This window comes from Acuticoccus kalidii, assembly GCF_021556395.1.
Taxonomy (GTDB): domain Bacteria; phylum Pseudomonadota; class Alphaproteobacteria; order Rhizobiales; family Amorphaceae; genus Acuticoccus; species Acuticoccus kalidii.
Map to the genome: position 1 here is coordinate 1 of NZ_JAKGCS010000001.1, position 11,620 is coordinate 11,620.

An 11,620-nucleotide genomic window follows, 5' to 3' on the forward strand; every position below is an offset into this window, starting at 1 on the left:
TCGACGCCGCCCTGCCGCGCCAGATAAGTCATCTGCGCCTTCAGCCCGGCGACGTTGCGGGCCCCGCCGGTCCGCACCATTTTTACAACGGCCTGAGCGCTGTGCCCTGGAACGCAAGGTGGCATCGGCGCTCCGCCAGGGGCGATATCCTCCTGATGCGCCGCGGCGATGGACTGCCGCATGGCCGCGCGCCCGCCGCGTCCGAGATCGATCTCGCCCCAATCCTCGCCCATGACCGCATCGACAGCCGAAACGTAAGCCGGAGCCGCCCTCCCCTTCGCCAAAAGCTCGAGGACCGGTTGCCTCACGAGGACGACGCCTTGCGCAGCCGCGCCTCGCCGTCCGTGCGCCGCGTCGCGGTTTCGGTGATGGTGCGAAGCTCCGTATCGAGGCGTGACAGCGCCTTCCCGAGGCCTCTGCGCTCTTCCATGAAGGCACGATAGTCCGGGTCGTGGGTCCGATTTGCGGACTTGGCAATCTGGTTCACATTCCGCGCAATGCCGGCAATCTGGGCTTGAAGGTCCTTCAGGACGGCGAGCGTCTCGGCATCGGCCTCCAGAAACCCGCCGATTCGACGGGCCGCGATCCTCAAGGCGCGGTTCCGCTTGAGCCCCGCGCGGGCGATCACCTCGTCGAATGCGGCGAGCTCGGCCTCCGTCATCTTCACCGAGACCGTCTTCTCGGCCCGTTTGGGCGCCGGGTTGGAGGCATGGCTCGTCCACGAACCGCCCGAGAAACGGCGGTTCGGCCAAGTCGGCTGGCGGTCGGAATCGTCGGTCATGGGAGAAGGGTCGAGACGGTGAGGTGGGCTGTAATCGCGAAAGTTCTACTTTCGCATATATCCTGCCTCGTACCTCACCTCAACCAAATGAACTGAATATGTGCGTCATTACGTCTTTGCGATCTTGATCGAGTGCGTAAATAAGCGGATACGGTTCCGCGTATTTACGCTCATACGTGTTTGGGCATTTGCGTGTCTGCGTGGACATGGTTTTGCGCCGATGCGGGTCCACGCGACTGCGCGAATGCGATTTCGCGTCCATGCGGCTACGCGCGTCTACGCCGATACGCCTTTGCGCTCATGCCGTTCTGCCGGATTGTGGGCATGCGCGCCTGCGCCTCTGTTCTGCTGCATTCTTGCGGTTTCACGCCTTTGAAACAGTGCGTTACACGGATGCCGATCGCGGCATCCGACCGAACGAGAGGCCGATGAAGATCATCGCATTCACGTCGCTCAAGGGCGGCGCCGGCAAGAGCACCGCCCTGATGGCCGCTGCCTCCGTCCTCGTCGAGGCGGGTCTGCGCATCGCCTGCTTCGAGGCCGATGACAACAGACCCCTCGCCGTCTGGAAGAACAACGGCACCTCCGAAAAGACCTGGGACGACAATTGCCGTCTCTATCCCGCCTTCGACACCGACCAGTTCGCCACCGCCGTCGAGCATGCCACGACCGACGGCTGCGAGATCGCCCTGGTCGATACCCGCGGCGGCGGCTCCGATCTCAACCAGGCGATCCTCCTCAACGCCGACGTCGTGGTCATCCCCACGAGCCTCTCGGTGATGGAACTCGACGAGGCGCTTCAGACCCTCGAATATGTCGTCGAGGTCCATAAGGCGGCCGCAATGGAGGCGCCTGCCGGGCTGCTGATCAATCGGATCCCCACCACCAGCTTGTCGAGCCGGGAACGATACAATCTCGAGCTCCTGGCCGAGATGCCCGTCCTCGACACCACGCTGCCGACCCGCCGCGCCTACGCCGACATCAAGGCGCTCGGCCATCTCCATCTCTACCATCGCCAGTTGATGCAGCAGTCCTCAAAGCGGGTCATGGCCAGCCACATCCGCCTCGCCCTCATCGAGGCCCGCAAACTGACCGCGGAGCTCTTGGATGCGGCCGGCGCCCCCGCCCTGGTCGCCTGACCATGGCCATCAAGCTGCCGGGACAGGGCGTCCCGAAGTGGCACGAGCTGCGCGACCGGATCGGATCCGAGAGGAGGACCAGTTACGACGGCGGTCCCGCCGGATCGGCACCGGCTCACGCGGCGAAGCCGTCCCTGAAGCTCGCGCCGGAGCCCGGGACCGCCGCACCCGCACCAACGACCGATCCGAAGGACAGAGAAGCCGCTCCGGCACCCTCCAGCACCGTGGCCTCCACGGTGGTCCTGAAGGCGCTCGTGCGCTTTCCTGAGCCCGGCCAGAGCGCCCGCTACGACGAGGCTGTTGCCCACTACGGCGAAAAGCGCGCGCTTCAGATGACGCTGAGGTCTGCGCTCGCCGCCTATGACAGCGCGTTGCGCGCCGGCGCTGTGTCCGAGGCGTTGCTCGCCTATCCCACCCGGCCGGGCGGCATCCGCGTCAGCCGTGCGATGACTTCGGCGGGTTTCGCCAAAGCCGCCGCTCTCATCGATCCTCTCGACATGATGCCGCCCGCAACGCTCGCCGGCGACATCTGCCGCAACGCCATCGTCTGGTTCTTCGCGCGGACATAGGACCCGAGATGCTGCGGGCGCAGGACAAGCGGCGCAAACGTGAGGACACAGAGCCGATGGCACAGACCAAGCGTCAAGGCGACGGAGAATTGCACTGAAGGCCGCCGGCGCGGCTGCGGGGACTGTCTGCCCCCAGCGCGCGTCGCGCGCTCCACCGAGGATATTTTCAGAAGATGATTGGGGCGCGTGGCTCGTGCTTACGTGAGCGCTTCCGCCATGAGGTCGGCGTGACACACGATCGTGCGCACATAGGCGCCCTCCATACGACGGTGCCATTGGCCTCGTCGGCGCATGCTGCGGCACATTGACAACTTTTGTTGTCAATGTGCCGAGCGGCAGCCTATGTTGAGGATGCCAGAGGAGATCATCATGCCCAGGCTTTCGATCGACATCAGCCCTCAGGAGCACCAGCAGCTCAAGGCCATGGCCGCGCTCAAGGGGCAGAGCATCAAGGATTACGTGTTGGACCGCACCCTGTTCGACATGCCCGACCCGGCAACCATGACCGACGCCGAGGCGTTGCAGGCCCTCAAGGCGCTGCTGACCCCGCGCCTCGCCGAGGTCGACGCCGGTCAGGTAATGACCGCCACCGCCGACGACATCAAGCGGGAGGCTCGGCGCCGCCGACGCCTCAAATGACCCTCTACCGCTTCACGTCCTCTGCGCACGAAGACCTCGTCGACATCTGGCTCTACACGCAGGAGACTTGGGGCGAGGCCCAGGCGGACCTCTACCAGGATGCGCTCCATCGATGTTGCGAGCGGATTGTCCGCGGCGAGGTTAAGGCCCAATCCCTGCCGGGGCTCGATAGGGTCCGATCACATCGCTGCCAGCACCACGTCCTGTTCTTCGTCGAGCAGGATCAGGCCGTCGTCATCGTGGCCGTGCTCCACGAGCGGATGAACCTGATCGAACGGCTGCGAGAGCGGCTGTGAGGTGAGTGGGAGACACGCATGGCGATGCAGGGAGTGGGCGTTCCATGCATCTCCAAAAATGGACCGATTTTGAGAGTCCTGTGATCATCCAAGCATGCACAACCGGCAGCTCGTCCCGCGTCGTGAAGCAGGGCGAGCGACGCTGACAGCGTAGGGCGGTGTGCGTCCGATACCCCCCTGTACGCCAGCGGAATCGAGCCACGTCCGTGCCGGCGGCGATCCGTCGCGGCCATAAACTCTAGCGATCCGCTTGACTGCCCTCGAACATGCAGGCCGGAGGCGCTACGCCGGTTTCCGCATGGTCCTGAGCCGCTTTGCCGGGTCGGGCGAACGTAGCGATGCTCGAACAGCGCTCGGCCGCTGGGCGAGCCGCTCGGTCGGCGGGGGCGCGGCGGGGCGCGTCGGACAGCGCGGGCAGCGCGGACCGGTGGGGCTGCGCTGCCCGGCCTTGCCCGCGCTGCTGCGGGCCAAGCGCCAGAAGCTGGGGCGCTCGACATCCGTGCGCTGGCTGGTCAGCCGGTGGAAGCCGCGATCGGCGCGATCGGCGATGCTTTCATGCCGCCGGGCATCCTTGATGAGATTGCGGCGCGGCTCGCGATGGAACAGGCCTTGGCCGAGGCGTTCGACGGGGTCGACACTTTCGATCCGACGGCGTTGGACGCCAATGCGGTGCAGGTCGCGACTTTGGCATTCGTGGCCGAGCTTGTCTTTGTGCAAGTCGCCGGCGATGCCGGGCGCTCTTTGGCTGCCGCCGGTCCTGTGGCGACGGCGCAGCGGGAGGCAGACATCCGCTCGCTCGTCCGCGAGGTCGTGAATGTCGTAGGTACGCCGATCCTTGCTGTGGCGGGTGCGGTGCTGAGCGAGCAGCGGATGTCCACGCTGGTGTCGCAGCTTGTACGCGAGACGCTGCAAGAGGTGGCGACATGGTGACTCGCATGCCGACTCGCGTCCTCGCTAGCCCGAATGCCGGCCGCGCCGCCGCCGCGCTCGCTCACGGCGACGTCGGGGTGGCGCTTTATCAGATCGGCCGTCCCGAGCTGGCTGGGCGGCGATAGCCCCACAAGTAGACGTTCATCGTACCCGATGACGAGGCGACCGCCGGCACGGCCGGAAAATGCGGCCGCGGTCGGCTCCTTCATCGCGCCGACGAGAAAAGTGTCTCCTGCGCGCACGGAACCGTCGGCACAAGAAACGCTTATCCAATTAGATCAGAAGGCTTGCAGTATGTCCTATATCCGCTTTGCGGCGATGATCATGACGTCCACCATTGTCATGCTCGTTTTGATGTACCTGAATACCTACCTTTTCGCGCACGTGTTTTTCTCCGAAACGCGCACGTTCATGGCGACCCTCATGGGGGCGGCCATGGCCGCAATCATGCTTGCGTTCATGCTCAGCATGTACAGGAACACCCGCGCGAATATTGCGATTTTCGCCGGCGCTGCGATCGTCTTCGCCCTGTCGCTGTTCCTGGTCCGCAGCCAGGTAACGGTCGGTGACACGTCCTACATGCGCGCGATGATCCCGCATCATTCCATCGCGATCATGACTTCGAGCCGCGCCGACATCTCCGATCCGCGCGTTCGCAAGCTCGCCGACGAGATCATTTACGCGCAGGACAAAGAGATCGCCGAGATGCGCTATCTCATCGATGCCATCGACCGGAACGGCGACGGCACCGAGGAAGACGTTCTGTCAGCATCTGTCGTCAGCCTTGATGAGGCACTCGCCACGGCCGATCTGGCTTCGCTCGATCCGCAGTTCATCTCGGACGTCGAGATGGCCGAGGGCCTCCCGGAGGGTGCGCAGTGCACCTTCACCTACACCGAAGGCAGCCGCCCAGTGATGGCTCTGGCCGCCGACGGTTCGGGCCTCGTGAGGATCAGCGGCGATCTCGTCCGCCTCGAGGCAGAGCCGTCCACTCTCGCCGCAGGACCGACAGCGAGAGCGCCCGGCATCGCGATGACGATCGGCGGGGCCGGCGACAATCCACTCGGGAACGCGGACGGTGCCCGCACCGAAGCGACGCTGACGATGATGCTCGAGCGTGGTCTGACGGTCGGCTACGTCGGCACCTACGGCTGCGCCGCGTAACAGGAGAGCCAACATGCAACAGCACGTAAGGACGAGACAGCCGCGCGATCGATGTCGCCGCACTCCTGCCGCGGATATCCGTCCCTACGCTCGTGGTAGAGCGGGCTCGCCCGATCGTGCTCCAGATGGGTCAGCCAGTGGCCGGCGCGCACGATCGCTGGGCCGGCCCCGGTCGACGTCCAGCCGATCCGCGTGCCGTCGGCGGAGCGGCAGAACCGGATGCCTTCGCTCACCGACGCGGGCGGGCGCACGCCCGTCAGCGATCGAACCAACGCCTCACGCACCAAGCGCCGACGCTGGCGACGCCGTGCTCACCTTCCCCGCCTGGCAAGGCCAATGGGCTGCCGCGCTATCTCTGAACCGCACATCCGGATGGCAAGGGCCGATACAAGGAAGTTCGATTCGGCGGAAATCCGCCACGGTTCCATAACGTCCCGTTCTCGGACTCTTGCAGAAACGTTAATTCCGTCGATGGCCTCGGTCCGCTCAAGCAGCGGGCTAAGGCTCTATGCGGGCCACTTCAGCTCCCACCCGCCTGCCATTGGCGGGACGTATCGAGGTAGCTCCTGGCGTCCTTGCTGAGGCGGTTTATGCCGAGGCGGTGCGCGAGCTCCAGCGTGGGGTCTTGGGTTGCCGCGAGATCGACGGCGTTCTGATCGATCATCCACGCGATCTCCGTGCGTGAGACGTCGCGGATGGCTCGGTTGCCAAGCCCTCTGAACGGCACGCGCTCAGCCCGATCCGCGGGAGCCCACACAAAGGGGGTTCCGAACTCCTCCTCCACAAGAACGGTGTGCAAGCCGTTTTGGACCTGCGCGAAGATCCTGCCCCCGGTCCGTTGCCACCCGTGGCGCATCGCGACAGCTCGCGTCAGGGATGTCACGGGCATCGGCCTCTCTTCAGTCACGATCTCGATGATCAGACGCTGCAGGACAGAGGCATAGTCCGGATCGAAGAACCGCTTCGCCGATCGGGCGGTCCGTGATCGGGAGATCCCCCACGGAATCTGATGCATCCGAGGGCGCAGGGTCGCTACGCTCTCCTATATCCGGCGCAACAACAGGGTGCTCCTCCTCGACAGACGGTGCCGGAGCCGACAGTGCCCTCACCTCTCGGAAGGCCATCCTCTCGAAGTCGATTCGCTCGACTCCGGGCGGCAGGGCTGCGATCACCGGCGCAACCGGCGGCGCGGGCAGGGCGATCGGGCGTGCGTTCTGCTGCTCGCTCGGATCGGTATCGTCCACCCACTCCCAGGCGGTGTCGCTGCCTGCGCGCTCGGTTTCGTCGGCCTCGGCGCGTGCGGATCTGTCCGCCTGCAGGAGTTCGAGCAGTTGTCCGTCGATCCGGGCGAGAACATCCTTCCAGTTGCGGAACCAGTCGATCGACCAGATGCGCAGGATGCACCAGCCGAGGCGAAGTCCCCTCGCCTTCTCAAACCCATGCGAGATGGTTCCAACAAGGAACGCGCTGCGAGGCGTGTGGAGGGCGTCTCAGTGCGGCAAGTCGAGGCCGATTGACAGGAGCAAGAACGTGCCGAGCAGGAGCGGAAGAATGCTGAACGGATGGCGCGGGAGCGTGCCGGGCGTGGTCTTTGAGGGGGCTTCTTCAGGTGTGGTGAGTGGTCCTGAAAATCACTCAAATGAGTGTTTGAGTGACTGCTTGAATGACCGCTCTGGTGTTAGAATCTGTGTTAAAAGGGGTTACGGGGTCCAAATCAGTGCGTAACCATTTGAATTATCGCGTGAATCCAGCTCGTGGCGTATGTAGAGTCACGAAAATCCGTATACAGAGTCACGAAAAAACGTATGTGAAGTCACGATCCCGCTCCAACCGTATGTGAAATCACGAAGCGCTTGACGAGCGTATTTGAAATCCCGAACATGGGGCATGTCCGAATCGAACGTGCTCTTGCCGGAACGTCATCCCGACCTCGAACTCTTCGTCTGCGACGTTGCAGACGCGGTGCTGAAGGACGTGATGCAGCAGATGGAGCATCCGTTCTTCTCCCTCACCACCAAGCCCGACACCGTCGTGCGGCGCTACGAGCATGGCGCCAACTGGATCGAGATCACCCCGAGCGTCAAAGGCCTTGCGACGATCCACGACAAGGACATCCTGATCTACTGCATCAGCCAGGTGATGGCGGCGCTCAAGCGTGGCGAGAAAGTTTCCCGGCGCGTCAGGGTCAACAGCGCCGACTTGTTGCGCTTCGCCAACCGTGGGACGGGTGGCCGTGAATATCACCTTCTCGTAGATGCGCTCGACCGGCTGGAGGGGACGCGCATCCGCACCAACATCCGCACCGGCGATCATGCGCGCACCGAAGGGTTCGGCCTGATCGACGCATCCGCCATCGAGCGCCGCTTCGGCCTCAATGGACGGATGCTGTGGTGCGAGGTCGTCCTGTCGGACTGGGTCTTCAACGCGATCCGCGCCAACGAGGTTCTGACGCTCCATCGCGACTATTTTCGCCTGCGCAAGCCGCTCGAGCGGCGGGTCTACGAGATGGCGCGCAAGCATTGCGGGACGCAGAAGACCTGGCGCATCTCGGTGGACACGCTGCGCAAGAAGTCGGGGTCCACCTCCCCTATCCGCCTCTTCAGGCAGATGGTTCGCCATCTCGTCGATCACGACCACCTCCCCGACTATTCGGTGACGCTAGAGGACGACAACGTCGTCTTCACCAACCGCAACACGATGCAGCCTGAACGCCGCATCGCCGATGTCGCGATCGGCCCGGTCTCCAACCTCGGCTACGAGGACGCCCGCAGCCGCGCGCCCGGTTGGGACGTCTACTACCTCGAACAGGAATGGCGAGACTGGTGCACCGAGCAGGAGATCGAGCCGCGCAACCCCGACCGCCACTTCGTCAGCTTCTGCATCGCCTGGTTCGAGAAGCGCGGACGGCCGTGAGACGTGCGCGCGTGAAGGCATCCACTCATTTGAGTTGTTACTCAATGGGAGTACCCCGAACGGATCTAAGGCGGATAGCGTTCCATGAGCACTGGCCGAGGTATGGAAGCCGCGTCTTGTCGAGCTGAACGGCGCGATCGAGCCGGATTTCGGGCCTCGCCGCCCGGACCGTTCGGCGACGTGCGCCATCTGCGTCGCCTGGCGCGCCTATGACGATCTTGACGACCTTGCCGATGTCGATCCGGATCCAACGGCCGGCGATCAGGGATCACGAATGCCCCTACTCAATCCCCCAAATGAGTAGATACTCAAACACTTATCCTGTTGAGTTGTTACTCAAATACTCAATCCAGAGCTGGCGGGTGATCTCCGAAATGGTCCGCTCCTCGGCGACGGCCTGCGACTTGATCCGCTTGTAGAGCACGGCCTCGACCTCGGCGTTGAGCCGCTTCTTCGCCCCGGCCGGCGCATCGCGCACCTCAGCCATGAGTGTTTCCTTGACGGTGCGGCTAGGCCGTTTGGTGCTGAGCATGGTTGCCTCCCTCCATCAGCGCCATCGCCTCGTCGGCGACCGCCTCGATTTCGCGCGCGGCTTCGGTTTCCCCCTCGTCGAACACCGTCTGCCCCACGGACGCCGTGCGCGGGTAGGCCTGGCGCTGTGTCGTGCCGGCCTCGAACACCGGCAAGCCGTACTCGGCGAGCGCCGTCCCCACCTCGTGGCCGAGCCTGGTGCGCTTGATCGCGCGCGAAATCACGAAAGCGGCCTTCGGCTTGCCCCCCGTCACCTCGCGCCGCGCACCGACGAGGTCGACGAGGTCGGACGCCGCCCAGATGTCGTACGGTGAGGGCTGGACCGGGATCAGCACCACGTCGGCGAGCTTCACCGCCGCCGCGATCATCCCCTCGAGCTTGGCTGCGCCGTCGATCACGACGATGTCGTAGGGGCGGGCTACGTCCGGCAGCGCCTTCATGTTTTCCGGCCGCCCGTAGGCGAGGAGGGGGATCGGGTTATCCTCACGCGCCGCATGCCAGTCGCTGGCACTCCCTTGCGGATCGGAATCCACCAGGAGAACGCGCGACCCTCGCTCGTGGAACGCCCGCACGAGATTGGTGGACAACGTCGTCTTACCGCTCCCCCCTTTGGGGTTGAGGACGGCGATGATGGTCATGGGCCTCTCCTGCTGCCTGAACGAGAGATCTCTACCTCATGAGTGATTACTCAATCACTCATGCACTCAAACACTCAGCAGCTGAGTGGTAAGCTGGCTTGAGATCGCTGAGGGAGGAGGGTCGCGGCACCAAGCTGCGGTGCTTTGGCGATCCGGGGGATCGCACGGCATCGTGGGCTCGCCGACGATACGTATTTCCGTATAATTTTCCATTATACTCTTTTTCGAGTAAAGCGTCGTTATACGTACAACCGAATAAGGCGGCCGAGGGAACCGTAAACTAGACGCTCATCCGCACACCGCACCAGCTCGGTGCTGCCATCCAGCGCCGACGCAAGGCGCTCGGCCTGACGCAGACCGATGTTGCCGACACGGCAGGTCTCAGACAGGCGACGATTTCGGAGATCGAGCGAGGGGAGGGAGCGCGCCTCGACAGCCTCATGCGCATCCTCGCCGCACTCGACCTCGAGCTGACGGTCCGCCCGCGCACGCGCATGGACGCGGACGAGATCGGCGAGATATTCTGATGGCGCGTCCTCGCCGGCGCGCAGCGCTGTCGGTCGTCCTGAACGGCCGCCTCGTCGGGCGCCTCACCAAGGAGAGTTCCGGCGCGATCGAGTTTCGCTACGATCCGGACTGGCTCGCCTGGGAGCACGCGATCCCGGTCTCGCTTTCGTTACTCCGCTCGGCCTCGGCGAGGATGCGGCCTTCCGCATCTCCATCGCCGGCGCGCAAGAGAAGACCGCGCTGTTGCGCCTTGATGGTGCCTGGCATAAGCCCCTCGGCACCACGCCGACGACGCACATCCTGAAGCCTCAGATCGGCCGCCTGCCGAACGGGCTCGACCTGTCGCACAGCGTCGAGAACGAGCACCTGTGCCTGTCGCTGATGGCGGAGCTCGGCCTGCCGGCGGCCCGCTCAGAGATCGCCGAGTTTGAGGGCGAGCGCGTCCTCGTCATCGAGCGTTTCGACCGGCTCCGCACAGCCGATGGCCGCTTGCTACGCCGCCCGCAGGAGGAATGTTGCCAAGCGCTCTCGACCCCCTCCAGCGCCAAGTATGACGCAGAGGGCGGCCCCGGTATCATCGACATCCTGACGTTACTCCAGGGCAGCGACGACGCCGAGGCCGATCAGGCTCTGTTCTTGAAGGCGCAGATCGTCTACTGGCTGATCGCGCCACCGACGGCCATGCTAAGAACTTCAGCCTCTTCCTCGCCCCCGGCGGCCGCTACCGCCTCGCCCCGCTCTACGACGTCCTCTCCGCCGAGCCGAGCTTAGCGGCAGGTCAGATCCGCCGCCGGCAGATGAAGCTCGCCATGGCTGTCGGCAAAAGTCGCCACTACACGCTGAGCGACATCCAGCCGCGGCACTTCGTGGAAACCGCCAAGCGCGCCGGGGTAGGCGAGGGCGTGGTGAAGCGCATATGGGAGGAGCTCCTCAGGAGGGTTCCCGGGGCCTTCGATCGAGCCACCGATGTCCTGCCCTCGGCGGCTCCCTCGGCGCCACCGAAGACGATCCGCAAGACCGCCGAGCGGCGGCTCGGGCAGATCGCACGCGCCTTGCAGGATTGAAATCGCCGCGACCCGCTGCCGTCAAAATCGGAGCGACCCAGGCTCTGGTCGACGAGCGGTTGGAGAGCAGCGTCGCATCCGAAGCCACGGATGCCATCCTGACCGAGGCACGCAAGCGCACCAGTGTGGCCCTCACGCCGGGTCACGGGCCGACAGCCTCACCTGCCCAGCTATAGAGGGCGTCGCTGCCATCAGATATCGTCGAGATCGTCCTGCCCCACGGTCACGGCGAGGCCCCGCATCGCTTGATAGTTGAAGGCGCTCCGCTTGGAGACCTTCAGCCACGTCCCATTGTCGAGGCCGCGCCGATGCACGACGACATGGATATGCGGGTGATCGCGGTCGGTATGGAAGGCCGTGTAGTAGTCGAAGCTGTCGCCGCCATAGGCGCCGGAGCCGAACATCTCCTCGGCCCACGCGCGGCCGGCTCTCTCGGCCGCCGCCTCGTC

The 11,620-nt window shown here is 64.6% G+C and carries 15 protein-coding genes and 1 pseudogene; 10 read left to right on the forward strand and 6 right to left on the reverse strand.

The genetic code is table 11. From position 1 onward, the window contains the following. Window positions 1-308: hypothetical protein (locus L1787_RS00005; RefSeq protein ID WP_235706423.1), on the reverse strand; the 308-nt coding region annotated here is incomplete at its 3' end. Next, entirely contained in the window at window positions 305-781 is a 477-nt protein-coding gene (locus L1787_RS00010; RefSeq protein WP_235706424.1) for a DNA mobilization endonuclease VirD1/MobC family subunit, read from the reverse strand. The genes L1787_RS00005 and L1787_RS00010, both read right to left, overlap by 4 nt. A 428-nt stretch (window positions 782-1,209) precedes the next feature. Here L1787_RS00010 and L1787_RS00015 point away from each other — a divergent pair, with 428 nt between their 5' ends. The 6 genes from L1787_RS00015 (at window position 1,210) to L1787_RS00040 (ending at window position 5,518) form a co-directional block, all read left to right on the forward strand. Next, window positions 1,210-1,920: a nucleotide-binding protein gene (locus tag L1787_RS00015; protein ID WP_235706425.1), complete on the forward strand. Its 711-nt coding sequence runs from the start codon at window positions 1,210-1,212 to the stop codon at window positions 1,918-1,920. A gap of 2 nt (window positions 1,921-1,922) precedes the next feature. Further along, window positions 1,923-2,489: a VirC2 family conjugal transfer protein gene (locus L1787_RS00020; protein ID WP_235706426.1), complete on the forward strand. Its 567-nt coding sequence runs from the start codon at window positions 1,923-1,925 to the stop codon at window positions 2,487-2,489. 369 nt (window positions 2,490-2,858) lie between these two features. Then, window positions 2,859-3,128, forward strand: coding sequence for a type II TA system antitoxin, ParD family (locus L1787_RS00025; protein ID WP_235706427.1), 270 nt, complete (start codon window positions 2,859-2,861; stop codon window positions 3,126-3,128). Next, window positions 3,125-3,424, forward strand: a complete 300-nt coding sequence (locus L1787_RS00030) for a type II toxin-antitoxin system RelE/ParE family toxin (RefSeq protein ID WP_235706428.1) — start codon at window positions 3,125-3,127, stop codon at window positions 3,422-3,424. The genes L1787_RS00025 and L1787_RS00030 overlap by 4 nt, the downstream gene beginning before the upstream one ends. Window positions 3,425-3,784: 360 nt before the next feature. Beyond that, window positions 3,785-4,354 carry a Qat anti-phage system associated protein QatB gene (locus tag L1787_RS00035; protein ID WP_500793351.1) on the forward strand — a complete coding sequence of 190 codons (570 nt, stop codon included), beginning with the start codon at window positions 3,785-3,787 and terminating at the stop codon, window positions 4,352-4,354. 153 nt (window positions 4,355-4,507) lie between these two features. Next, on the forward strand, window positions 4,508-5,518 hold the full coding sequence (locus L1787_RS00040; protein ID WP_235706430.1) for a DUF6692 family protein: 1,011 nt from the start codon (window positions 4,508-4,510) through the stop codon (window positions 5,516-5,518). 520 nt (window positions 5,519-6,038) lie between these two features. Here the strand turns inward: L1787_RS00040 and L1787_RS00045 are convergent. After that, complete coding sequence (locus L1787_RS00045; RefSeq protein ID WP_235706431.1) at window positions 6,039-6,533, reverse strand: DUF3320 domain-containing protein; 495 nt, start codon at window positions 6,531-6,533, stop codon at window positions 6,039-6,041. A gap of 872 nt (window positions 6,534-7,405) precedes the next feature. Here L1787_RS00045 and L1787_RS00050 point away from each other — a divergent pair. After that, window positions 7,406-8,431: a replication initiator protein A gene (locus L1787_RS00050; RefSeq protein ID WP_235706432.1), complete on the forward strand. Its 1,026-nt coding sequence runs from the start codon at window positions 7,406-7,408 to the stop codon at window positions 8,429-8,431. A 316-nt stretch (window positions 8,432-8,747) separates the two neighbouring features. Here L1787_RS00050 and L1787_RS00055 read toward each other — a convergent pair whose 3' ends face one another. Together L1787_RS00055 and parA are read right to left on the reverse strand one after the other, a co-directional pair. Then, the gene (locus tag L1787_RS00055) at window positions 8,748-8,963 is read right to left on the reverse strand and encodes a hypothetical protein (protein ID WP_235706433.1); all 216 of its coding nucleotides are present in this window, start codon (window positions 8,961-8,963) and stop codon (window positions 8,748-8,750) included. Continuing rightward, entirely contained in the window at window positions 8,941-9,600 is a 660-nt protein-coding gene (gene parA / locus L1787_RS00060) for a ParA family partition ATPase (RefSeq protein ID WP_235706434.1), read from the reverse strand. Before parA ends, L1787_RS00055 begins: the two co-directional genes overlap by 23 nt. A gap of 290 nt (window positions 9,601-9,890) precedes the next feature. On the opposite strand from parA, the gene L1787_RS00065 reads away from it, so the two are divergent. The 3 genes and pseudogenes from L1787_RS00065 to L1787_RS00070 all read left to right on the forward strand — a co-directional run bounded on the left by L1787_RS00065 (window position 9,891) and on the right by L1787_RS00070 (window position 11,171). Next, entirely contained in the window at window positions 9,891-10,127 is a 237-nt protein-coding gene (locus L1787_RS00065) for a helix-turn-helix domain-containing protein (protein ID WP_235706436.1), read from the forward strand. Then, window positions 10,127-10,411: a HipA N-terminal domain-containing protein gene (locus L1787_RS25885; RefSeq protein WP_369415037.1), complete on the forward strand. Its 285-nt coding sequence runs from the start codon at window positions 10,127-10,129 to the stop codon at window positions 10,409-10,411. Before L1787_RS00065 ends, L1787_RS25885 begins: the two co-directional genes overlap by 1 nt. After that, a pseudogene (locus L1787_RS00070) lies at window positions 10,351-11,171 on the forward strand (HipA domain-containing protein). Before L1787_RS25885 ends, L1787_RS00070 begins: the two are co-directional and overlap by 61 nt. Before the next feature lie 191 nt (window positions 11,172-11,362). Here the strand turns inward: L1787_RS00070 and L1787_RS00075 are convergent. Next, the coding region (locus L1787_RS00075; protein ID WP_235706435.1) for a relaxase/mobilization nuclease domain-containing protein at window positions 11,363-11,620 on the reverse strand (258 nt) is incomplete at its 5' end.

Coding starts and splice junctions, on each gene's coding strand:
- L1787_RS00050 (WP_235706432.1), top strand. CDS start 7,406: ATGTCCGAATCGAACGTGCTCTTGCCGGAACGTCATCCCGACCTCGAA.
- L1787_RS00040 (WP_235706430.1), top strand. CDS start 4,508: ATGACGAGGCGACCGCCGGCACGGCCGGAAAATGCGGCCGCGGTCGGC.
- L1787_RS00055 (WP_235706433.1), bottom strand. CDS start 8,963: ATGCTCAGCACCAAACGGCCTAGCCGCACCGTCAAGGAAACACTCATG.
- parA (WP_235706434.1), bottom strand. CDS start 9,600: ATGACCATCATCGCCGTCCTCAACCCCAAAGGGGGGAGCGGTAAGACG.
- L1787_RS00010 (WP_235706424.1), bottom strand. CDS start 781: ATGACCGACGATTCCGACCGCCAGCCGACTTGGCCGAACCGCCGTTTC.
- L1787_RS00030 (WP_235706428.1), top strand. CDS start 3,125: ATGACCCTCTACCGCTTCACGTCCTCTGCGCACGAAGACCTCGTCGAC.
- L1787_RS00020 (WP_235706426.1), top strand. CDS start 1,923: ATGGCCATCAAGCTGCCGGGACAGGGCGTCCCGAAGTGGCACGAGCTG.
- L1787_RS00025 (WP_235706427.1), top strand. CDS start 2,859: ATGCCCAGGCTTTCGATCGACATCAGCCCTCAGGAGCACCAGCAGCTC.
- L1787_RS00045 (WP_235706431.1), bottom strand. CDS start 6,533: ATGCATCAGATTCCGTGGGGGATCTCCCGATCACGGACCGCCCGATCG.
- L1787_RS00015 (WP_235706425.1), top strand. CDS start 1,210: ATGAAGATCATCGCATTCACGTCGCTCAAGGGCGGCGCCGGCAAGAGC.
- L1787_RS25885 (WP_369415037.1), top strand. CDS start 10,127: ATGGCGCGTCCTCGCCGGCGCGCAGCGCTGTCGGTCGTCCTGAACGGC.